Source organism: Pleionea sediminis (genome assembly GCF_007570825.1).
In the GTDB taxonomy this organism is placed as follows: Bacteria; Pseudomonadota; Gammaproteobacteria; order Enterobacterales; family Kangiellaceae; genus Pleionea; species Pleionea sediminis.
The window spans coordinates 1,724,443-1,747,588 of sequence record NZ_SUNB01000001.1 but is presented as its reverse complement, the minus strand read 5'-3'; the positions used below and the strand labels follow the sequence as shown (position 1 = coordinate 1,747,588).

General features: G+C 39.3%; 17 protein-coding genes. 10 read left to right on the top strand and 7 right to left on the bottom strand.

Annotated elements, in window-relative coordinates; genetic code table 11:
* Nucleotides 1-10: 10 nt before the first annotated feature.
* The gene (elbB, locus tag FAX86_RS07070) at nucleotides 11-667 is read right to left on the bottom strand and encodes an isoprenoid biosynthesis glyoxalase ElbB (RefSeq protein WP_144392632.1); all 657 of its coding nucleotides are present in this window, start codon (nucleotides 665-667) and stop codon (nucleotides 11-13) included.
* 108 nt (nucleotides 668-775) lie between these two features.
* Here elbB and FAX86_RS07065 point away from each other — a divergent pair, with 108 nt between their 5' ends.
* On the top strand, nucleotides 776-1,387 hold the full coding sequence (locus FAX86_RS07065) for a glutathione S-transferase family protein (protein WP_144392631.1): 612 nt from the start codon (nucleotides 776-778) through the stop codon (nucleotides 1,385-1,387).
* A 322-nt stretch (nucleotides 1,388-1,709) separates the two neighbouring features.
* On the opposite strand, the gene polA is transcribed toward FAX86_RS07065, so the two are convergent.
* The gene (polA, locus tag FAX86_RS07060; protein ID WP_144392630.1) at nucleotides 1,710-4,445 is read right to left on the bottom strand and encodes a DNA polymerase I; all 2,736 of its coding nucleotides are present in this window, start codon (nucleotides 4,443-4,445) and stop codon (nucleotides 1,710-1,712) included.
* 436 nt (nucleotides 4,446-4,881) lie between these two features.
* Here polA and FAX86_RS07055 point away from each other — a divergent pair, with 436 nt between their 5' ends.
* Nucleotides 4,882-5,400, top strand: coding sequence for a TRAP transporter small permease subunit (locus FAX86_RS07055; RefSeq protein ID WP_144392629.1), 519 nt, complete (start codon nucleotides 4,882-4,884; stop codon nucleotides 5,398-5,400).
* Nucleotides 5,397-6,749: a TRAP transporter large permease gene (locus FAX86_RS07050; protein WP_144393214.1), complete on the top strand. Its 1,353-nt coding sequence runs from the start codon at nucleotides 5,397-5,399 to the stop codon at nucleotides 6,747-6,749. The genes FAX86_RS07055 and FAX86_RS07050 overlap by 4 nt, the downstream gene beginning before the upstream one ends.
* A gap of 54 nt (nucleotides 6,750-6,803) precedes the next feature.
* On the opposite strand, the gene FAX86_RS07045 is transcribed toward FAX86_RS07050, so the two are convergent.
* Nucleotides 6,804-7,442 carry a hypothetical protein gene (locus tag FAX86_RS07045; RefSeq protein WP_144392628.1) on the bottom strand — a complete coding sequence of 213 codons (639 nt, stop codon included), beginning with the start codon at nucleotides 7,440-7,442 and terminating at the stop codon, nucleotides 6,804-6,806.
* 78 nt (nucleotides 7,443-7,520) lie between these two features.
* Nucleotides 7,521-8,618, bottom strand: coding sequence for a TRAP transporter substrate-binding protein (locus FAX86_RS07040; RefSeq protein ID WP_205859117.1), 1,098 nt, complete (start codon nucleotides 8,616-8,618; stop codon nucleotides 7,521-7,523).
* A gap of 180 nt (nucleotides 8,619-8,798) precedes the next feature.
* Between FAX86_RS07040 and FAX86_RS07035 the strand changes: the two genes are divergently transcribed.
* The 3 genes from FAX86_RS07035 to FAX86_RS07025 all read left to right on the top strand — a co-directional run bounded on the left by FAX86_RS07035 (nucleotide 8,799) and on the right by FAX86_RS07025 (nucleotide 15,378).
* Complete coding sequence (locus FAX86_RS07035; protein ID WP_144392626.1) at nucleotides 8,799-11,855, top strand: DEAD/DEAH box helicase; 3,057 nt, start codon at nucleotides 8,799-8,801, stop codon at nucleotides 11,853-11,855.
* 168 nt (nucleotides 11,856-12,023) lie between these two features.
* Nucleotides 12,024-13,178: a hypothetical protein gene (locus FAX86_RS07030; RefSeq protein ID WP_144392625.1), complete on the top strand. Its 1,155-nt coding sequence runs from the start codon at nucleotides 12,024-12,026 to the stop codon at nucleotides 13,176-13,178.
* Between the two features lie 70 nt (nucleotides 13,179-13,248).
* The gene (locus FAX86_RS07025) at nucleotides 13,249-15,378 is read left to right on the top strand and encodes a pilin (protein ID WP_164503491.1); all 2,130 of its coding nucleotides are present in this window, start codon (nucleotides 13,249-13,251) and stop codon (nucleotides 15,376-15,378) included.
* Nucleotides 15,379-15,405: 27 nt separating this feature from the next.
* Here the strand turns inward: FAX86_RS07025 and uvrD are convergent, their stop codons facing one another.
* Nucleotides 15,406-17,592 (bottom strand): DNA helicase II, encoded by a 2,187-nt coding sequence (gene uvrD, locus FAX86_RS07020; protein ID WP_144392623.1) that lies wholly within the window; start codon nucleotides 17,590-17,592, stop codon nucleotides 15,406-15,408.
* Nucleotides 17,593-17,703: 111 nt separating this feature from the next.
* Here uvrD and FAX86_RS07015 point away from each other — a divergent pair, with 111 nt between their 5' ends.
* From FAX86_RS07015 to FAX86_RS07000, 4 genes are all read left to right on the top strand, one after another.
* Nucleotides 17,704-18,525 (top strand): 2-keto-4-pentenoate hydratase, encoded by an 822-nt coding sequence (locus FAX86_RS07015; protein WP_144392622.1) that lies wholly within the window; start codon nucleotides 17,704-17,706, stop codon nucleotides 18,523-18,525.
* Nucleotides 18,522-19,517: a D-2-hydroxyacid dehydrogenase gene (locus FAX86_RS07010; RefSeq protein ID WP_144392621.1), complete on the top strand. Its 996-nt coding sequence runs from the start codon at nucleotides 18,522-18,524 to the stop codon at nucleotides 19,515-19,517. Before FAX86_RS07015 ends, FAX86_RS07010 begins: the two co-directional genes overlap by 4 nt.
* Before the next feature lie 14 nt (nucleotides 19,518-19,531).
* Nucleotides 19,532-20,968, top strand: coding sequence for a coniferyl aldehyde dehydrogenase (locus FAX86_RS07005; protein ID WP_144392620.1), 1,437 nt, complete (start codon nucleotides 19,532-19,534; stop codon nucleotides 20,966-20,968).
* Nucleotides 20,969-21,042: 74 nt separating this feature from the next.
* Entirely contained in the window at nucleotides 21,043-21,510 is a 468-nt protein-coding gene (locus FAX86_RS07000; protein ID WP_144392619.1) for a hypothetical protein, read from the top strand.
* 4 nt (nucleotides 21,511-21,514) lie between these two features.
* Here the strand turns inward: FAX86_RS07000 and FAX86_RS06995 are convergent, their stop codons facing one another.
* Together FAX86_RS06995 and xerC are read right to left on the bottom strand one after the other, a co-directional pair.
* Nucleotides 21,515-22,249, bottom strand: a complete 735-nt coding sequence (locus FAX86_RS06995; RefSeq protein ID WP_144392618.1) for an HAD-IA family hydrolase — start codon at nucleotides 22,247-22,249, stop codon at nucleotides 21,515-21,517.
* Complete coding sequence (gene xerC, locus FAX86_RS06990; protein WP_144392617.1) at nucleotides 22,242-23,144, bottom strand: tyrosine recombinase XerC; 903 nt, start codon at nucleotides 23,142-23,144, stop codon at nucleotides 22,242-22,244. The genes FAX86_RS06995 and xerC overlap by 8 nt, the downstream gene beginning before the upstream one ends.
* Nucleotides 23,145-23,146 lie beyond the last annotated feature (2 nt).

The window sequence follows — 23,146 nt, the reverse complement described above, 5'->3', positions numbered from 1 at the left end:
TTGGCCTTAATTAGCGTTCGATCATTCCAACAACATGATGAACTAACTTTGTAATTCCACTTGCAGCTTCTGTTATATTTCCAGCAAGCATGTAAGCTGGTGTTGAAACCACTCTTAACTCTTCATCAACAACAAATTTATCAACACTGCAATTCACATGCTCGCCACCCATTTTTTCAATATTTTCAGCAGTATCTTTATCGTTACCAATGGTTAACTTTGCACCTTCGCCATAAACTTTTGGAATGATCGCAGGGGATATACAAATGTAACCACAAGGTTTTTTGCTTTCTGCCATTGCTTTACACGCCTGCAATACATCCGAGTTAACGTCACAATCAGCTCCTTTAAACGCAAAGTTGGATAAGTTTTTGGCCGCACCAAAGCCTCCAGGTAGAATCAAAGCATCAAATTCATTTGCAGCAAACTCTTTTAAGTCTTTTACATTTCCTCTTGCGATTCGTGCCGATTCAACGAGTACATTTCGCTTCTCTGACATTTCTTCGCCATTCAAATGATTAATGACATGCGCTTGTTCAATATTAGGAGCAAAGCATTGATACTCTGCACCCTCTTGCTCTAAAGCCCAGAGAGTTAAAACACTCTCACAAATTTCGGCACCGTCAAACACACCGCATCCAGATAATATAACTGCTACTTTAGTCATTACATTCTCCTATCATTAATCTTTTCAATCATAGTAAACTTAAAATACAGCATTTCAATTAGCGTCGTTAAATCTTATAAAAATAAACGAGATAAAGAGAGAAAAAGTATGAATACTATTTACGGCATGTCAGCTTCGGGAAACTGCTATAAGTTAGCTTTAGTCTCTGAATTGTTAGAAATACCATATCACTGGAACGAAGTGGATATTCTTAATGGTGAAACTCAAACGCCTCACTTTTTACAAATAAACAGCAATGGAAAAGTTCCAGTGCTGGAATTGGATGATGGGAAACGATTGCCCGAATCGAATGCCGCACTATTTTATTTGGCTCAAAACAGCAATTTATTTCCAAAAGATACTTTTCAACAGGCTCAAGTTCTTCAATGGATGTTCTTCGAACAGTATTCACACGAGCCCGCGATTGCGGTTGCTCGATTTATAAAAAAGTTTTTGCCTGCTGAGCATGAAAGGCAAAATCAATTACCGGCTTTACATCAAAGAGGATATCAAGCACTTGATGTTATGGAACAGCAATTATCAATGAATCAATGGATTTCAGGAAATGATTATAGTATCGCAGACATTGCTTTATTTGCATATACACACGTCGCCGAAGAAGGTGGTTACTCACTTTCTGATTACTCCAATATTGTAGAGTGGATAGCAAAAATTAAACGTTTACCCAACTTTATATCAATGGAAGAAATAAAAAGCTAAGCCCAAAAAAGAAAGCCTCCGACGCTGTGACGTGGGAGGCGATACGAACTCGGCTTGGGGAAACCGAATCCAATTTCCCGCTACGAAGGAGGGTGTCGCGGGAGAACGCCATCATTGGCATTCATATACTAAGACGGTTAAAAGACGAAAAGGTTTCATACTTAATTCAAAGAACATGTAAAAAAGTATGTTTAATCTGAAAAGGAAGTAAAAGAACAGCGGATAATTGCTGAAAGAAATATAACCAGTACGATCATTCAATAGCAACGAAACCTTAAATTATCGCTCCGTTGCTATCGAATAAAGTCAGAAGAATTGCTAATTAATGCGCCTCATCCCAGTTGTCGCCAACACCCGCCTCAACCACCAGGGGAATACTCAACTCTGTTGCCGACTGCATCAACTCAACTATTTTTTTCGAACAAGCTTCTACAGCATCTTCGGCAACTTCAAACACTAACTCATCGTGCACTTGCATCACCATTTTGCAGTCGGGATTATCTTCTCGAAGCCACTTATCAACACTGAGCATCGCAAGCTTAATAATATCTGCCGCGCTGCCTTGCATTGGAGCATTAATCGCGGTTCTTTCAGCCGCTTTACGTCGCATACCATTACTGGCATTTATTTCAGGCAAGTAGAGTCGACGTCCATACAGAGTTTCAACATAACCTTGTTCCTTAGCTTTCTCTTTAGTGTCTTCCATGTACTCTTCTACACCAGGGTAACGCGCAAAATAAGTATCGATATAATGTTGTGCTTCGTCTCTGCCAACGCCTATTTGCTTTGCCAAACCAAAAGCTGACATACCGTAAATCAAACCAAAATTAATCGCTTTTGCGCTACGCCGCTGCTCTTGGGTAACTGCACTCTCTGCGACTCCAAATACTTCAGCGGCTGTAGCCGTATGAATGTCTTTATCATTTGAAAATGCTTCCAGAAGACCTTCGTCTTGCGAAAGGTGCGCCATAATACGCAATTCAATTTGCGAATAATCCGCAGCGACTATCTTTCTTCCTTTAGGCGCAACGAATGCTTGGCGTATGCTTCGACCCGCTTCATTTTTAATTGGGATATTTTGCAGGTTTGGCTCTGTAGAGGACAGTCGTCCTGTTGCTGCAACAGCCTGATGATAAGAAGTGTGCAATCTTCCTGTCGACTCTTTCACCATTTCAGGAAGTTTGTCAGTATAAGTTGACTTTAATTTTGAGAGCCCACGATATTCTAAAATCACTTTCGGCAAAGGATAATCCAGGGCTAACTCTTGCAATACGTCTTCTGCTGTAGAAGGTTGCTTTTTAGGCGTTTTCTTAATAACTGGCAATTCAAGTTTTTCAAATAAAATCCGCTGCAATTGTTTTGGTGAACCTAAATTAAATTCTTCACCAGCTAGTTCAAAAGCTTTTTCTTGCAACTCTTTAATGCGCACTGCAAAAGTCTGACTTTTTTCACGTAACAACTGTCGGTCAATATACACACCGGTTCGCTCAACGCGAGAAAGAACCGACAGCAATGGCATTTCGATGTGCTCAAAGATGCCCTTAGGTCCTTCTTCTTTCTCAAGCATAGGCCATATTTTTTCATGCAACTGAAGAGTTACGTCGGCATCTTCTGCTGCATATTCGGCGGCTTGCTCAATATCAATTTGATTAAAGGTCACTTGCTTGGCACCTTTACCGGCAATATCTTCAAAATGAATGGTATCTCGCCCCAGATAAGTCATCGCCAAAGAGTCCATGTCGTGCCGAGTCGCCACACTGTTGTATGTGTAGGATTCCAACATGGTGTCAAACGCAATACCTTTTAGTTCGATATCATACTTTGCCAAAACGCTGGCATCGTACTTTAAATTTTGCCCGACTTTTTTATGCTCAGACGATTCAAGCAGTGGTTTCAATTGATCAAGAACCCAAGTGCGATCTAACTGCTCTGGGGCATCCAGATAATCGTGGGTCAAAGGTAAATAAGCGGCCTCGCCCGCTTTTACCGCGAACGACATGCCAACAAGATCGGCATCCATATAGTTCACGCTGGTAGTTTCAGTATCGAATGCAAAGAGCTCTGCCGACTCCAACTTGTTTTTCCAAACATTTAATTGTTCTTCGGTTAAAATAGTCTCGTAGTCGCTTTTAGCTTTTTTACTCTCACCTTCCACAGTATCACTAGGCTCATCTGCATCACTAGATAACTCGTGTAGCCAGGTTTTGAACTCAAACTTTTTGTATAAATCGGACAACGTTTCGGTGTCAGGTTCTTTGTGCTCAATATCTTTTAAATGACAAGGCAATTCAACATCGGTTTTTATGGTTGCCAGTTCATAAGATAGAAACGCCATATCTTTGTTATCGGCCAATTTCTCAGGCATTTTTTTTGCGCCGCGGAAGGAAAGCTCACGAACAGCTTCTAGATTTTCATAAATATCTTCTAATCCACCAATTCCCTGTAAAAGCGCTACCGCTGTTTTTTGACCAACACCTGCAACGCCAGGAATGTTGTCGGAGGAATCACCCATCAATGCGAGATAGTCGATAATTTTGTCGGCGCTAAAACCGTACTTTTCAACCACTCTGTCAGGATCAGTAATTGGATTATTTTTATCCATCGTGTTAATCAATGTGACATGCTCGCTAACCAATTGAGCCATATCTTTGTCGCCCGTCGATATCAATGTGTTGACACCGTTATTGGTCGCTTCGTGCGCCAATGTCCCAATTACATCGTCAGCTTCAACCCCGTCGACAACTAAAAGAGGCAAACCCATTGCTTCAATAATTTGATGAATCGGCTCAATTTGAACACGCAAGTCATCCTCCATCGGTGGGCGATTTGCTTTATATTCTGCGTACATATCGTTCCGAAATGTTTTACCCTTGGCGTCGAAAACAACAACAACTTTTGCTGAAGGATAATCTCGCAGATGCGCGCGAATCATACTAATAACACCACGAATGGCATTTGTTGGAAATCCTTCGCTGGTGCGAAGCTCTTTAATCGCGTGATAAGCCCGAAATAAATAAGACGATCCGTCGACCAAAATAACTGAGTAATCAGAAGACATCGATAAAACCTGTTTTACTTTATTTGGCGCACATTTTACCGATTCTGCGGAACGTTGCGAGCAATTTGCCAAATTGCATTTCATCAAATGCGGTGCAGCATGAATAATCGCTATAACTCTAATGAGATATGCATCTTACGCAATTATTCTTAGGTAATTTGTAAGATATGGTCTATAACTTACTAATTTATATAATTTTAGTGTATTGGCCTGATTTGTGAATAACTTTGGTGATTCTATTAACCGGTCAATACAGATTCACAAAAGCGCGATTTTCAGATAAAGTACTTCCTCTTTACCACAACACCAAAAACCATAAAAAACAACAACTTAAAAAGTTATCCCCACACTTATTCAAGATGTGCGTTTTTTCGACGGAAAAACACAAGCTGTGGATAACTTTGTTTATAAACAAAAATAAGGGAAGAAAAATCGTATGTGGGCCTCAGTAAAAGGCGTATTGTCATTGATTGGCCGATCGGCAGGCAAAGGCATATCGTTTCTAACTCTCATAATGGTCGTGACAATGTTTGTCAGTACCATGTTAAGTAATTTTTTTAATACCAACTTTATTGCCCTTCAAGAATCAGTCACCTGGATGCACGCTGCGGTTTTTATGATCGGCGCCGCATATACCTTGCAGCATAACGAACATGTCCGAGTCGATATATTCTATCAACGCTTTTCATCAAGAACTCAAGCCACTGTCGATATTCTAGGAACGCTTATTTTTCTTCTTCCTGTTTCTATTTTTATTCTTGTTAGTAGCTGGAAATACGTTTCTTTGAGCTGGAAGCTCAGTGAAGCTTCTGCCGAAGCAGGCGGATTGCCCGGTGTTTACCTGTTAAAAACTCTAGTTTTAGTCATGCCCATATTACTCATTATTGAAGGATTACATCAGCTGATGATAAATGGCGAAAAATGGGTCGCAAACTCGAAGGAGCAACACTCATGATGGAATGGCTTCCCTTTATTATGTTTGCGTTCGTTTGTTTGACACTTATGGCTGGATACCCGGTCGCCTTCTCTTTGGCAGGCAGTGCATTACTGTTCGCAGGTATCGCCGTCGCTTTTGATTGGATGAACCCAGTATTACTCAACGCAACTTTTGATCGAACCTTTGGCATTATGAACAATCAGGTTTTGGTTGCTGTTCCTTTGTTTGTGTTTATGGGCGTCATGCTAGAACGTGCGAAAATTGCCGAAAACTTGTTAGAGTCGATGGCGCGCTTGTTTGGCGGTATTCGAGGCGGATTAGCCTTATCGGTTATTCTGGTTGGTATGCTACTCGCTGCCAGCACCGGCATAGTTGGAGCTACTGTTGTCACCATGGGTATGCTTTCTCTGCCGGTCATGCTGAAACGAGGATATGACCAATCACTTTCTACCGGAACCATCTGCGCTTCTGGTACTTTGGGACAAATCATTCCGCCATCTATCGTTCTTATTTTACTGGGTGAAGCAATATCCTCGGCTTATCGCTCTTCCTACGGCGGAGATCCCGTTAACGTCGGCGATTTATTTATTGGAGCACTTATTCCTGGACTTTTACTCGTTCTTGCATACATGACTTACGTGTTGCTCCGTGCATTTTTTAAACCCTCTGTCGCGCCTAAATTTGAAAATAGTGAACCAATTAATTTAAAACAGTTTGTTAAAAGTCTGGTTCTTCCGCTGGTACTTATTTTTATTGTTCTGGGCTCTATTTTAACGGGTACAGCAACACCAACCGAAGCTGCAGCGATAGGTGCAGCCGGCTCCATCTTATTAGCGATTTTACAAAAGGAGTTTGATTGGAAGCGCTTGAAGCATGTCATGATCTCAACGACTCAAACAGCTTCAATGGTATTTATGATCTTGGTTGGTGCTTCGATATTCTCTTTAGTATTTCGTGCACTCGGCGGCGATCATCAAGTTCAAGAATTTCTGAGCGCCATGCCTGGCGGAGTCGTTGGTGCAGTACTAATCGTTATGCTAATTATGTTTTTACTGGGCTTTATCCTCGACTTTATTGAAATAATCTACGTGGTCGTACCCATTGTGGCACCGATTCTTTTGCAAATGGGAGTCGATCCAATTTGGCTTGGTATTATGATTGCCTTGAATCTTCAAACATCATTCTTAACACCACCCTTCGGCTTCGCTCTATTTTATTTACGCGGTGTAGCCCCGAAAGAAGTCGAAACTCGAAAAATATATCGCGGCGCGTTACCTTTTATCGCGATTCAAATCGGACTATTAATTCTTTTGGGTGTGTTTCCTGAGCTAGCCACTTGGCTGCCTGAAACCCTATCTAAAGATTAACATTTAAAAATTGTAGTAAAGTAAAATCTCGAAAGTGCCAACGCCCTTTCGAGATTACTCTATTTTTTTGATGAATTGCTTTGAATACATCTCCCTCAAATCATCCAAATACACTCCCTGTGAATAGACAATGTCACCGCCATCTTTTCTCAAAAAATCTTTAGCCAGTAAATCGTTAAGATTTTTTGGACTGATGCCGTTAATGGTTCTGTAGACGACTTTAATATCTGTTGGCTTAAATAAACGTAAAGCGCTGCCTATTTTTGGAAGCCACCAATCCTCTATAAAGACAACTTCTCGCCCGCTACTATCGTGATAAATTCGACTAGTTGTGACTTGTAAACCAAATAATGAATTAAAATGAACCAATACCAGTATTGGCTCTCTGCTAACAGCAAAGTCAGACCGACACCACTCACCCGTATAATAGTCCAAAGTAACTTTGTCGGTAGCTCCTTTTGCTCTTAATACTTCTATTACTTCAAGCTCTACCAATTGCCGTGAACACCGGTTCGACAACACAATGGTGTTGCTATCTACCCGCTTCTTTTCTGCAACTGGCTTTAAGGTCAACGACTTCAAAGAGCCAATAAAAAGTATCTTTTGCTCGCCATCGACGGGGCTTAAGGTCATACATCCGGACAAGGTCATTGAGACCAATAAGACTAACCAACGATGGATAAGTAATTTCACGAATTAACCTTACAGATATCAAGACTGGTTCGTTTTAAGAAAAAAAGCATCAAGCCGCTGTTAAGGCGGCTTATCAATTTAGCGCAGTGAATAGAATGACTGCTCTGACACCTGATGCCATTTATACACTTGCTTTTTATACTTTACGTATGAATCATAAACACGCTGAGCGAACTCATCAGTTTGAGCTAATTCTTTAACGACTTCTTCGGATAGTGCTTCAAACTTATCCAAAACATCTTGCGGTAACTTTTTGAGTTGTACGTTGTGCTCATTAATCAAAACTTCTAAAGCTTGGTTATTCTTCTCAGTAAAGTTAGCTAGAATATCCGAGTTAGCCAATACACAAGCGGCTTTAACAATGGCCTGCAAATCATCGGGTAAAGCATTGAAAGCTTCCAGGTTAATAATGGCTTCAAGTGTTGTACCTGGCTCATGCCATCCAGGGTAATAATAATACTTTGCAGCTTTATGCAAACCAAAAGCTAAGTCATTATAGGGACCGACCCACTCAGTGGCATCGATACGTCCTCGATTTAATGCAGAAAAAAGCTCAGCACCGGGAATGAGTTCTGGTGTCCCACCCGCTCTTTTAAACACTTCCCCACCTAAACCGGGTATTCGCATTTTAAGTCCCTGAATATCGTCCAAGCTATTGATCTCTTTATTGAACCAACCAGCCATCTGGACTCCAGAGTTCCCTGCTGGCATAGGTAACAAACCTAAAGGCTCATACAGCTCCTGCCATAACTCGAGGCCTCCACCTTTAAAGAGCCAGCCATTCATTTCTTGTGCATTTAAGCCAAAAGGAACAGCAGAAAATATAGGCGCTACCGGTAACTTACCTTTCCAGTAGTAAGACGCTCCGTGGCCCATCTGTACCGTTCCCGAAGCAACCGTATCAAAAACCTGCATAGCCGGAACTAAGTCATTGGCCCCTAGCACAGTGACCTTCATTCGTCCTCCACTGAGCTCATTAATTTTTTCAGCAAGATACTCAGCGCCTTCGCCCAAGCCCTGAAAATTCTTTGGCCACGTGGTGATCATGGTCCATTCAATCACCTTACCCGAAGATTGCTTTGAATCGGTAGCACACTCAGTTGTTTGCGAACTGCAACCCGATAATCCTGCAGCAGCACCAACTCCGAGTGCGCCGACAAAAGCTCTTCTTTTCATAATTACCTCTTATCATTATTTTGGGATGCGCTGATTATTCCGTGAATGCGCGAGGGTTGCAACGTCCAAAGAGGAAGTTGATCCTTCTTGGAACAAAACAAACGAAAAAGATGATCTTTCAATTTAATTTGATATCATGGTCAGCTTAACTTGAATTTATGAGCTCAGATTCGAGGCAACATGCTAATTAAACCCTTAGCCTACAAGGGACCCGCGGATCATCTAACATCACTTTTCAGTGAGCAAAGCCTGTTCGAAGGCTTAAAGTTATTAATTCAGCGAAAACTTTTTGATTGGCAATTTGATCAAGGAACTGAGATTGTCTCAGGAAAGTTTGAAAGCGATTCCAAAATTGTAGAGTCAGAAATCAGTTGGCCCCTCGACAAATCAGGGAGTCATTGTAACTGCTCAAACCAGCTTCCATGTATTCATGTTGCAGCCTTGGCAATAGAAACAAAATGTCGAATTGATGCGATTAAGCAACCGATTAAAGAAGTTTACGACAATGAGACACTTTGGCACTCAACGCTACTGTGGCTTAAAAAACAAAGTTTCGACCCTTATCCAAATATGGCGAGACACCGATTGGTCTATTTGTTGAAACGAGAGGAAAATGAGTTTTTTGTTTCATTTTACAAAGCGTATTTAACACAAGACGGGAAGTATCAACTCAAAGAAAAATTTAATTATCGCGAAATTCAATTTAAAAAACTTCCCAAATTTATCTCACTTCATGACCAAAGTATTATTTTCCAATGTCAAAAAGCCGCCGATCGAGTAACCACCGAAGATAATGTATTCCCACTTTCGAAAATCGCCAACAATAGTTGTGATTCTATATTCAAACAAATGCTTAGCTCTCACCGTTGTTTTTGGAAAGCAAGTTCACGACCACCGCTAAAAATAAAAGAAGTTCACTCTACCGATGAGAAGCTAGAGCTTGTCACGCAACACCATTATTTAGATTTACAGAATAATCAAATTCTTTCATACATCGGAAATTCAAATTCGAAATCAATTAGCGACTCTGAATTACGCCCTAAAATTCTAATTAGTTCTTATCAAATTGACTTCCCTTGGACCAACGGTCTACCAAACTCGATGGATGCTGGATTAATAAGGTTTGTCGATCAGTTTAATACGGAATGGACATTTGAGTCTCTTAAAAATATCGAGAAAGATTTATCTCAACATCAGAAACAGAGTATCGCTAAATATATAAGGCAGATTCAAACTGTCGGTACAATAAAAGGTCATTATGAAGAACCCGTCGCACAAAAATTTGATATTGCAGATCGAGCCCTAAATATAACCTTTAGCCAACTCGTTGTTTGGCTAGCCGGATTAGTTGATTGTGGCTGGCAGGTTGAAATTACCGATTCATTTAAAATGAATTCGACGGAAGTTGATGACTGGTACATTGATTTAGGCGAGCAACAAGATTGGTTTGAACTAGAGCTCGGAATTAAAGTAAACGATCAATCGATCAATATTATGCCCTATTTGGTCAAAGCAATTGCTAAAGGCCAAATTGATCCTACGAGTAAGGACCAGTCTGATTTACAGATTCAACTTGAGACTGGAGAAATAGTTACTCTGGCGGGTTCTCGGGTTAGTCAAATTCTATTAACGTTAATGGAGCTTTTTGATCGAAAACCACTAACCGAAACGAATAGAGTAAAACTGCCTTTGTCCTACTTACCCAGAATAAGTCAGTTAACCAAAGTAGAAGAAAAATACCTATGGCAAGGTAGCGATTATTTAAAACAAAAAATAACTCAACTAAGCCAGGCAAAACCCGACGAGTTGAATCTACCTAAAACGTTAAAGGCAACTCTCAGAGACTATCAAAAATCAGGCGTTAATTGGCTACACTTTTTAAAAAACAACCACCTTGGCGGTATTCTTGCTGATGACATGGGTCTGGGAAAAACACTGCAGACCTTAACTATGCTATTAATAGAACAATCTAATCGTCAGCTTAAAAAGCCGGCTTTAATCATTGCTCCTACCAGTTTGTTATTCAACTGGAAAAATGAAGCCAGTAAGTTTGCTCCGTCACTTAACTTGCATTTATTCTATGGAAGTCAAAGACATGAATCTTTAGAGTCTTTCTCCGAATACGATGTGATCGTAACCAGCTATGGAATAGTTCAAAGGGATATTAAAGATCTAAAAAAATATCTGTTTCACTCTATCATTCTCGATGAAGCTCAAGCCATAAAGAACTCAAAAACCAAGGTTGCTCGCTGTTGCTTCAGCCTTAACTCTGAATATAGATTATGTTTAACTGGCACCCCCTTAGAGAATCATCTAGGAGAAATATGGAGCTTATTTAATTTTTTAATGCCCGGCTTTTTGGGTAGTGAAGCTCAGTTTAATCGAATTTTCCGCACTCCAATTGAAAAAGAATTTGATGATACCCGTCAAAAAGAACTCAGCAAACGCATTGCGCCATTTATGTTACGTCGGACAAAAACAGAAGTTGCTCGAGAACTACCACCAAAGACTGAGTTTGAACGTATCATCGAAATGCCAGAAGCTCAAGCGGATGTCTATGAAGCTGTTAGGCTGTCTATGAGCAATGAAATTCAAAAGGCGTTAAAGCAAAGTCAGTCTGGAAAAAATCAATTGTTAATCAGTAATGCGTTACTGAGATTACGACAAATATGTTGCCACCCAAAAATGATAAAGTTGGAGTCGAGCCACGATATTCATGAATCAGCAAAGCTGGAATGGCTCGCAAACACTTTACCCGAAATGATTGAAGAAGGTCGTTACGTATTAATCTTTTCTTCGTTTACCACAATGCTCGATATCGTCGAAGAAGAATTACAATCGCTCAATATTCCCAACTTAAAATTAACGGGCAAATCTGGAAATAGGGGCCAGCTGGTAGACGACTTTCAATCAGGAAAATACCCTGTTTTCCTAATCAGCTTAAAAGCCGGCGGTGTGGGTTTAAATCTTACCAGGGCAGATACCGTTATTCATACCGATCCCTGGTGGAATCCAGCAGCGGAAGACCAGGCAAGTGACCGAGCTTACCGAATAGGACAAGACAAGCCGGTATTTGTGTATAAATTAATTACTCGGGGAACTGTAGAAGAACGAATACTGGCTATGCAAAAGAAAAAACAACAACTATCTGACAAAATTTACGCTAACTCATTGAAAAGTATCGATAAAATAAGGGATATTGACTGGGAAACGTTATTTCAGCCGATAGAAGAATAAAACAAGTCTGTAGAGCTAATTATCAAAACTCAGTAATGCTGCTATAGTTTATTACACACAAAAATTACAAGTTATGCGCAGAACTCTGCTTTTTATAAATACAAATATTACAATCACTAAAATAATTTATAATATGCTTTCAATCTTTAACTAAGTCAGGGCTCCAAAGTGAAATTTACTTATTGGCTAGTTGTCACTTTGTTGTCGTTGTCTACAGCAGTTAATGCAATAGCACTCCAAACCAAAACAACTACGATAGCTGCAAAAACCTATAAAGACAAAGCAACCATTGTCTACATTCAGGAGAACAAATATTTTCTCGAATGGCTCAACAAAGGAAAAAGTCGACGCGTTTTACTGACTGAAAGACCCACCGGAATTATTTTCGATAATTTGGGTCAGTTCGTTGTCATAGGATTTAACAGAGAACCTAAGAAAATTAAGATCTTTTCTTTTGATAAGCCAGAAAAAACGCTACTTGCAGAACTAAAGAATGCACACTTCGCTCCACTGAACAATCGTCGACTAATTATCGAAGCTGTTCAAAAAGGTGCGCTTAAACTGTCTACCATCGACCTAGAAAAAAATAAGATAATAGAATCTAATACTTTTAGCACTTCACACCCAGCAAAACTAAGCTACCAAGGTGATATTATTTATACTTGGAACTTTGCAGATTCTGTCCAAAAAACCTCAACGATAGATTATCTAAACTTTTCTGATATTAACGAAAGAAAGACTATTTCAGTCAAAGAAAATCCAATTCACGATCTAGCATTTTACAATAAGGATTACTATATATTATCTGTCAATGATACATTAAAGCTTTTTAAGGATAAAAAGCTAAAGTGGACTAAAAAGGCTGGTGATTCTAGAGTTAATTTCAACCGTGTAGCTATATCTGAAAATCAAAACTGGATTCTTGGACATGATACGAGAAATGGCATTTTCTATGTGTTTAATAAAAATGGGCAAGCTACTTTAACTTGGGACCCATTTAGCATCAATTCTCGTAAGCTTCGATTTTTAGAATATGAATACGACTTTGCTTCTCAAAGCCCTATTTACCCAGAAGCCCCTCCAAAATATCAACTAAAGTTTGTTAAAGAGAACGAACTTTTGATTAATATGGTTGATAAGAATAAGGCTTTCTTGATTAATTTAGAGGATAAGTCAAGTGATGTAATGATAATCAAAAGTTCTCCTGACTCGTCTCATACCAACTATAAAGATGGGTGGAAGCTAATATTTATGAAAGGCTCATATGAAATAGTTAAATTAAAAACAGAGCCCTATCAATATCCAGTTAAAAGAACCGAATAAGTTCAATCAAATTAGTATTATTGAAATAAACTCTATAAATGAACCCAGTGAATATTAAAAGGAAGCCATGATGAAAAACTATTTACTGCTTATATTACTAAGTCTCTTTCTCATTTCTTGCAGTGAGCAGAAAAGCGATAAGAAGGAGAAGCCCAATATCGAAATGGCAGAATTGACCAGCAAGGCTTGGTTGCGTGCTGGACTTCCAGAGCAAACAACGCTTTATACACGACTGCCTAATCCTTGGTTTATTTTTTCCGGGCAAGACAACGCTTTTAAGTACGCTCTCGGAAATAAAAAGCATGTTGAGCAGATCCAGCAGATTCAAAAAGGTGTTTATGACAACTTTCTAACTCAAGTGGATCCTGTAATTCAAGCTCCAATGAATCTACTGTTCAAGCACACCAAAGCGCCTATTGAACTAGCAGTTCTCTCGCCTGCAAAAGGTCAGCCGTCACCTCTGGTTGTTTTTGCAACCGAACTCGACTTTAAATCGGTTAATGATTTTGAGTTAATGCTCAAAGAAATGACACAAATGGTCCCCAATTTACAATTGATGAACCAAGACAATACAAACGGTTCTGGCGAGTTTATGTTACAAGGAGGAATTACAGGACTCTATCAGTTTAATAGTACTTCAGGAAAACTCTCCATTATGGCAGGAATGGGTGCCACCGCATCAAGTCTTGTAGAGCTCAACAAAACGCTACAGACCCCCAAAAAGCATAATATGCATACAATAGAAGCAAAAATAGATTCAAGTTACCAAGGACTATTTACATGGGTTAATCCAAAGCTTGCTTTACGTTCGCTGGGTAATTTTATACCTAATAAAGCTCAACTCGAGTCAATGGGACTCGATCAAATAAATGCGGTTGGCTTGGGCTACGGTGTAAGTGAAAATAAGACGCGACTGAAAGTGATGATGGATATGCCCAATGTTGGCATACGTCAGTTTCTACCTGACGTCAATAACACTTTAGGCGTGACAGTAAGCGGGAAGCCAAAGTTTTATGGATTACTTTCTCTGCCCACCTCTAAAGACTTAGCCCGTTTTGAGAAAGCCTTTAAAGAATTGAACGGACAACTTTCGCCTGACTATGTAGAAATTAAAAAATTAACACAGGAACATGTTGGTATTAGCCTTGAGTCAATACTAGATACGGTTGGACCTGAAATAATTTTCTTCTCCGATGATGTTGCTGATTTTTTAGCGGTTAAGATACCCAACAAAACTCAGTTCTATTCTGTTTTGGAAAAGTTTAATCAGCAAAAGGGCTTCAACTATCATTCTGTGTCACATAAAGGATTGAAGATACATCATATGGTATTTAGCCATACCGATGAAGAAGCTTTTCAAGATGAACTAAATGTCATACCTCCTGTGGCTCTAGAAATATTGAAAAACTTAAAAACACACGTTTACTGGATTGAAGATGGCGATTACGCGATCATGGCTAGTATCCCTCAACCATTAATCGAACGGTCAAATCATTCCGAAAAACTAGTTCTCGGTGATTGGCTAAAACAAACGCAAAATCAAGATTTAACAGGTTCTTTACTCGGCCTTGGTGGACAAGTCAGCGATATGTCTCGTACTTCATACCATGTGTATCTTCAATTACTGCACTCTTTGGGAGATTTAAGTGGCGGAAGTTACGATCCTCTAGCATTTCCTACAGCAGACAAATTAGGATTTCCTGAAAAGGGCTCGCTCGGTATGAGCTTTACAACTCAAGGGCAAATGCTTTCACTCGAGTTTTTATTTGAACAAAGCTTGTCAGACATTTTTTATGGTGGATATACTACCTTCGCTACAGTCGGAGTTTTAGCAGCAGTTGCGCTCCCTGCATATCAAGACTATACAATACGTTCAAAAGTATCCAACTCCATGGTTTTTACTGGCCCATTAAAAAGTCAAATATCAATGATGCTATCTTCTGGAGAATCTTTAGAGTCGATTAACTCAGACGCCGTGGAAATAAAAACGATACTAGATAGCACTTACTTTTCGGATGGAAGTATTTCTGTAGAAAATGGAACTATTATTATCAACTACGACAGTGCATCATCAACACCTCAGATTTACGGACATTCAATTACGCTTAGTCCGCAGTTCGATGATCAAAATAACCTAATGAATTGGTCTTGTGACAGCACACTAGATACTAAATATTTACCACAAAGCTGTCGATATTGATTTACTAAATGTGACTTGAACCTGTTGTTAAACAACAACAGGCTCAAGTTTTGCGTATGCCAAGACTAAAGTTTTTGGTCCAACCGATTCAAAGTTAATTTGAATACGAGCTTGAGAACCGCTCCCTTCAAAGTTTAAGACCACTCCTTGACCAAATTTCGGGTGTTCAACCATTTGACCTAACTGAAAACCTTCGGGACCGTCGTCACTGTCAGAATAACCATGTTCAACAAAAACAGGTTGTGTAACCTGAGCATTCAATCGCACCTCTTCCAACAAGTTCTTTGGAATTTCTCGAACAAAACGCGAAATTGATGGATAAGTTTCTTTACCCCAAAGCCGCCGCTTTTCAGCATATAATAAATACAGCTTTTTCATTGCCCTGGTGATTCCGACATAACATAGCCGACGTTCCTCTGCCAAACCATCGGCATCGTCCATCGACATTTGATGTGGAAACAGTTTTTCTTCCATTCCAGTTAAAAAGACCACCGGAAACTCCAATCCTTTTGCAGAATGGAGCGTCATCAACTGGACTGAATCTTCATATTTTTCAGCCTGAGTATCTCCGGCTTCTAAAGAAGCATGAGATAAAAACGCGACAAGTGTTGGTATTTCTTCACCGGATTCAGTGTCTTCATAATCTAAATCATCGGCATCAAACTCACGAGCGGCTGAAACGAGTTCTTGTAAGTTTTCCTTACGCGCAAGACCTTTCTCACCTTTTTCTCGCAAATACATTTCAAGTAAACCAGACGCTTCGATGACAAAGTCTATCAGCTGGTGCAATTCCATTTCACCCGTCTCTGATTCCAAATTGTTTACCAAGGTTTGAAAAGTCATTAATCCATTTTTTGCTCGAGCCGGCAGTAAGCTTTCATCAATAACGGCTGTCGCTGCTTGCCACAAAGTAATTGAGCGAGAACGAGCAACTTCTCTTACCGTTTCAATGGATCGTTGACCTAAACCTCTTGTGGGCGTATTTACGACTCGTTCGAATGCGGCATCATCATTCCTATTAGCAACAAGACGACAATAAGCCAAAGTATCTTTAATTTCCGCTCGTTCGAAGAATCGTAGACCGCCATATATTCGATATGGAATATTGCGTTGTAACAACGCTTCCTCTAGTACACGTGACTGTGCATTAGAACGATATAAAATAGCGCATTCTCGATGATTGTTACCTTGGTTTACATAATCTTGAATTCTGGAGGCAATAAATCGCGCTTCTTCTTGCTCGTTAAACGCAGAATAGAGTGAAATAGGCTCTCCCAAATCGCCGCTAGTCCATAAATTTTTTCCTAAACGGTCATTATTGTTGGCTATTACAGCATTTGCCGCCTGTAAGATGGTCGACGTTGAACGGTAATTTTGTTCTAAACGAATTGTTTCTGAGTCAGAATAGTCTTGTTGAAATTTATGAATATTTTCAATTTTCGCACCACGCCACCCATAAATAGACTGATCGTCATCACCCACAATGGTAATTTCATTTTTTTGGCCACCAATTAACTTTATCCAACGATATTGAATGGCGTTAGTATCTTGAAACTCATCAACGAGTAAGTGACGAAAACGGTTTTGATAATGTTCACGAACATGAATATTATCGCGGAGTAACTCGTAAGAACGCAGTAATAATTCTGCAAAATCAACTAAAGATGACTGACGACAAGCACTTTCATACTTGTCATAAATACTCGTCATGGTAGCGGTAAATAAATCACCATTGTGCGCTATATCTTTTGGTCGTAAGCCGTCATCTTTTTTAGCATTGATGAACCATTGCGCTTGTTTGGGTTGCCATTCATTCTCGTCGAGCCCCATTTCACGAACAACTCGTTTAACAATACGCAACTGGTCGTCACTATCCAAAATTTGAAAATTGTCATCCAAGTCAACGTCACGAGCGTGTGCTCTCAACAAGCGATGGGCCAATCCGTGGAATGTACCAATCCACATTGTGTTTGCAGGCCTACCCAGTAAATCTTCAATACGCCCTCGCATTTCGTGAGCCGCTTTATTGGTGAAAGTCACAGCAAGCAACGCATGAGGCGATACGCCGCACTCACTAATTAACCAGGCGATACGATGAACCAACACTCGAGTTTTGCCTGAGCCAGCGCCCGCTAGTACAAGCAGTGCTGGAGAATCACTCGTTACAGCCTGCTGCTGAGCATCATTTAAAAAATGTAATATAGGATTTGTCATAATGTCGATATTCTACCAGTTAAATGAGTAGCATGCAGGCTTTAGTGTTGCATCACTTTGAGGTATGCTCAACACTCTTCCAACAAAAAAAATAAGCTCAGGAAAGAAGCCATGAGGCTCGTGCGTTTAATCCCTTTTTTAGTTTTCACTTCAACTTTAATGGCCGGCGAGAGTTTTGAACACAGTTTGTTCAAGCGATGGAAAAACAATCAGCCGATAGTCCATCTTTCTTCTCAGCAAAATGCCACTGAAGAAGAGGCATACCAAATACAAAAACGATACGTCACATTAAGACTAAATAATAATGAAGAAAGTATTGCTGGTTTTAAAGGCGGTCTAACATCTAAAGCGGGACAGCAAAAGTTTAACGTCAATAATGCTCTGGCCGGGGTTTTATTTAACTCGGGACGCCAATCAACAGGAAAGCTTTTTAAGCAGAGTGATTATGGAAAGCTCATGGTTGAAACTGAGTTAGGCTTTCTACTCAATGGTCCAATCTCAACTCCAGTAAAATCAATGAGCGATTTAAAAAAGCTAGTAAAATCGGTTGTACCCGTCATTGAGCTACCCGATCTAGGTTTTAAACAGCCCAAGTCACTTCAGGGAATTGATATCATTGCGGCCAATGTAGCCGCCAATGAATTTATCATGGGTAAACCAGTATCAATAAGTGCTATTGATAATTTAAACTCATTAAGTGTTACTCTATCTCGGGATAGTCAACTCGTAAACTCAGGCAAGGGATCCGATGCCTTAGAGGATCAATGGCAAGCTTTGTTATGGTTAGTTAATCATACAGTTCAACAAGGCTATACTATCGAACACGATCACCTATTAATCACCGGCGCATTAGGAAAGATGCTTCCTGGAACTCCAGGCAAATACATCGCGAAATTCGACTCACTAGATAATATTGAGTTTGTAATCCAATGAACACAGTTATCTTAGATGCTGCAACCTTAATACCGGTGAATAAAAGAATTAACTCCGACATTTATCTCGACAGAGATAGCTGGGACATTCAACCTGAAAAACTTATTAACTCGACAGATAATATACAGTGCTATTTACATACCTCTGAAAGCCAACGCTTAGAACGATGTAAAGATGCAGAAATTATTATAACTAATAAAGTGATTCTCGATGACAATCTTCTAAAGCAGCTGCCAAAACTAAAGCTCATCTGCATCGCAGCGACGGGCTATAACAATATTGATATTGAATCAGCAAAAAATCACAATATCGCTGTCGCTAATGTAGCTGGCTATTCAACCAGCAGTGTTGTACAGATTTGCTTTAACTTAATTTTAAATCTAGTTTTATACTGGGAATCATTGCAAGAAAAAATGAATGCCCATGCTTGGCAAGAGCACGACCAATTCGTCTTATTACCCCGGGCTTTCAATGAGCTATCAGGAAAAACAATGGGGATCATTGGGTACGGAACGATAGGAAAGTCCGTAGCAAACGTTGCAAAGAGCTTTGGAATGAAGGTGATAAAAGCTCAAATCCCAGGAAGAAAACAACAAAATAACCGGCTAGCGCTGAATGAATTTATTCCACAATGCGACATAATTAGTTTACATTGTCCCTTAACGCCTCAAACCAATAAACTGGTTAACGCAGAGTTTTTGTCGCAAATGAAGACGACCGCGTTCCTCATCAATACAGCCAGGGGCGGGCTTATTGATGAACAAGCTTTAGCTGATTGTCTTATCAACAAAAAAATTGCCGGTGCAGGACTGGACGTATTGACGACAGAACCACCGAAAGATACGAATCCTCTTTTGCAAAACGTACCTAACTTACTTATTACACCCCATATTGGGTGGGCCAGTTACGAAGCTAGACAAAGATTGATTAATGAAATAGCAGACAATATTTTAGCCTTTAAACTACAGCAGCGACGAAATCGAATCGTCTGATGCGAGAGAATACTATGAGCGCAAAACAATCTCACATACAAGAAGGTCAAGTTTTTATTCATGATATTTTTGAGCAGCAGAAGCATGCTTTTTTATCACACCCTTATCCCGATAAAAAAGAACGAAAAGAAATGCTTAAAGCCCTTAAAAAAAGCTTGCTTGCGAATCAAGACCGATTACTCAAATCTTTATCGGCCGATTATTCGCACCGTTCTAAAGACGACTCGATTATGGCAGATTTTTTACCCTCAATAATGTCCATAAATTATGCATTAAAAAATTTAAAACACTGGATGAAACCCGAGAAAAGACACGTCGATTTATTATTCCGTCCAGCCAAAGCGTGGATTGAATATCAACCATTAGGTGTTGTCGGTATTATTGTTCCTTGGAATTATCCCATTTATCTATCCATTGGTCCGTTAGTTTCTGCGCTTTCTGCCGGTAACCGAGCCATGATAAAACTTTCAGAATATACGCCATACACAAACCGAATTATTCGCGAAATTATTGAAGATGTGTTCGACCAAACAGAGGTTTCAATTATTGAAGGTGATGCTAATGTAGCAGCTAATTTTTCAGCACTGCCTTTTGATCATTTATTTTTTACCGGATCAACACAAGTTGGTAAACACGTAATGCGAGCAGCAGCAAATAATTTAACGCCAGTCACTTTAGAGTTGGGCGGAAAATCGCCTGTACTTATTACGGAAGATGCACCGATGGTTACTGCTGTTGAACGAATGATTTACGGAAAGTGTTTAAATGCTGGTCAAACCTGTGTTGCTCCCGACTACGTACTTTGCCCACAAGATAAAGTGGCTGAATTAATCGAGCTGCTCGAAAATCAATTTAAAAAATTGTATCCCTCAATTGCAGATAATAATGATTATACTGCGATCATAAATGAGTCGCACTATGGTCGACTTAAGGCATGGCTTTCTGAAGCTGAGTCGGCGGGATGTGAAATAATTCAGCTTGACTCTGGCAACGAAACCTTCGAACCAGCCAAACGCAAAATACCCCTTACACTTGTGGTTAATCCACCAGAACACTTGAACATTGTTCAGCAAGAAATATTTGGCCCAATTTTACCAATTATTAGTTACGAACATATCAATGATGCGATTCGCTATATACAAACGAAACCTCGTCCATTGGCCCTTTATTTAATGACTTTTAATAAAAAATTGCAGAAACAACTTTTGCGTCATACACACGCTGGAGGTGTCTGTATTAATGACTCGGTTATTCATGTTGCTCAAGATGACTTACCCTTTGGTGGAGTTGGTTCTTCAGGAATGGGTCACTATCATGCGAAAGAAGGTTTTTTAACCTTTTCAAAAGCAAAGCCTATTTTTAAAAAGGGAAAATTCAACTCCCTTAAATTTGCATTTCCACCCTATGGTCGTTGGATTCACAAGTTAATTTACAAATTTTATCTACGTTAAACTTAAAGCAGATTACATTGCTTTTTATCAACAATCGGCTATATTTTTAATCAGATCAAAATCGGGGGTCAACCATGAAACGCGCGGGATACATATTAGTAAGTTGGATGTTAGTTCTTTCAACTTATTCTAATGCTAAAGACTCAGGACAAGAACTCTCTGACACAGTCAATAGCTTTATGATAGAAAGCTACAACTTTGTATTAAATATCAACCTGTTAATTGAACTCTGCACTCTCGATTCTTACCTGGAAATCAATACAAATTCAAAAGCGTTTAATGACAAGCTCCATGAAAACATAGCTACTTTTGCGAAATATGGGAAAATCAAAGATTACAGTGCAAATAAAGTAGCTGCAGAAGTAGAGATTAAATTTACTTCATTTTTGCAAGGTGTTCGGTACGGTGGTTTTATCGCAGATAACTTCATTAAAACTCAGTACCCTAAAGGAGTTTGCACTGATGAGATTAAAAAAGATTTAAATAATCGAATAAATGAACTTGTACAAAAGGACGAGTTTCTTCTTACTGGGCCAGAGTAATCAGTTAGATATCTTTTGCTACCGCATAGAATTCCGATAAGCTTTCCATAGTTACAAAACTACTTTTCATTTTATCTGTTAGAGAAAAGCAGACATCCTCATTCCTTTTAGATGGAATAAGGACACCTCTTGCTCTACCATTAATAACAAAGCGCATATCGATATTAATATTATCACCCACATACAAAAACTGACTTCTTTCAATTTTATATTTCGCTAAAGCTTTGGTCAGCATATCGGGGTCCGGTTTAGCTCTGCCATTGATGCCGGCTTGCCAGTGGCAATCAAAATATTGCTCCATATTAGCGACCTGTAAGTTGGCATTACCATTACTAATGACCATTAACTTAAACTTCTCAGATAAAAACTTAAGTAATTTAAAAGCATCATCATAAGGTGTAAACATTTGCCGATGTTCGTAAAACACATCCCATGCTTGATCAGCTAGTTTCTCGGGTGCATTAAAGTAACGACATAAATCCAACAGAGATTCTTTTCTTAATAAAGTCATATCGTGGTAACGAAGAGGATCTTCGTTAACCCTTTTTTCGACTTCATAAGTATAGACGGACTCAATATTATTAATAGAATGATCGGTTAGTTCAGAATCTAAAAAAGAAAACATCTGATCAACTGCGGCTTGAATAACAGGCTTGTTATCCCAAAGTGTATCATCAAGATCGAAGCCGATTACTTTGCATTCAGTTAAAAAGCTTAAGAGTTTTTGCCTTTCATTCATCTTTCTTCTTTGCTCTCGGATGTGCGGAATCGTAAACTCTAGCTAAGTGTTGAAAATCCAAATGAGTATAAATTTGTGTCGTTGAAAGATCTGCGTGCCCTAACAATTCTTGCACAGCTCTTAAATCTGATGATGACTCTAAAAAGTGCGACGCGCATGAATGTCTGAATTTATGAGGATGAAGTCGACTTGTAGCGCCAAGCTTAATACCCCATTCAGCAATTCTTGACTGAATACTTCGGTGCTTTAACGGCAAACCAGATTCAGTAATAAATAATGCTGTTTCATCTTCATCGGTATAGGACTTTCTGAAAGTAAGCCATTTTTTAATTAGTTTAAGAGCTTTGCTGCCAATAGGAACAATTCTGGTCTTACTTCCTTTACCGGTTACTCGAATGGATGAGTCACTTATAGACAAATCATTGAATTGGACAGCTTGCAATTCACTAAGTCGAATACCGGATGAGTAAAATAATTCCATTATCGTCTTATCACGACAGCTGAGAAAGTCATCACTCGGCATTTTATCCAATAATACATTGATTTCATCAACTTCAAGCGTTTTTGGCAAATGCTTTTCAAGCTTAGGGGTTTTTATTCCATTAAAGGGATTTGCTGGAACAATATTTTTTTGTGCTAAAAATTGAAACCAATTTCTCAAACTTGATATTTTTTGCGCAATAGAACGCGACTTTAATTTACTGTAATGCATTTCTGCCAAATATCGTCTTACCCAAAATACAGAGACCTGATCACAATTAATGATGTTCTGTTTTTTTAAATATGATAAAAACTGATTTATTGCTCGCTGATAACTAGCAACTGTTTTTTCCGATAGCATTCTTTCGTATGTTATGAACTCTAAATATGATTGATAACCATCGGATAGCAGCATAG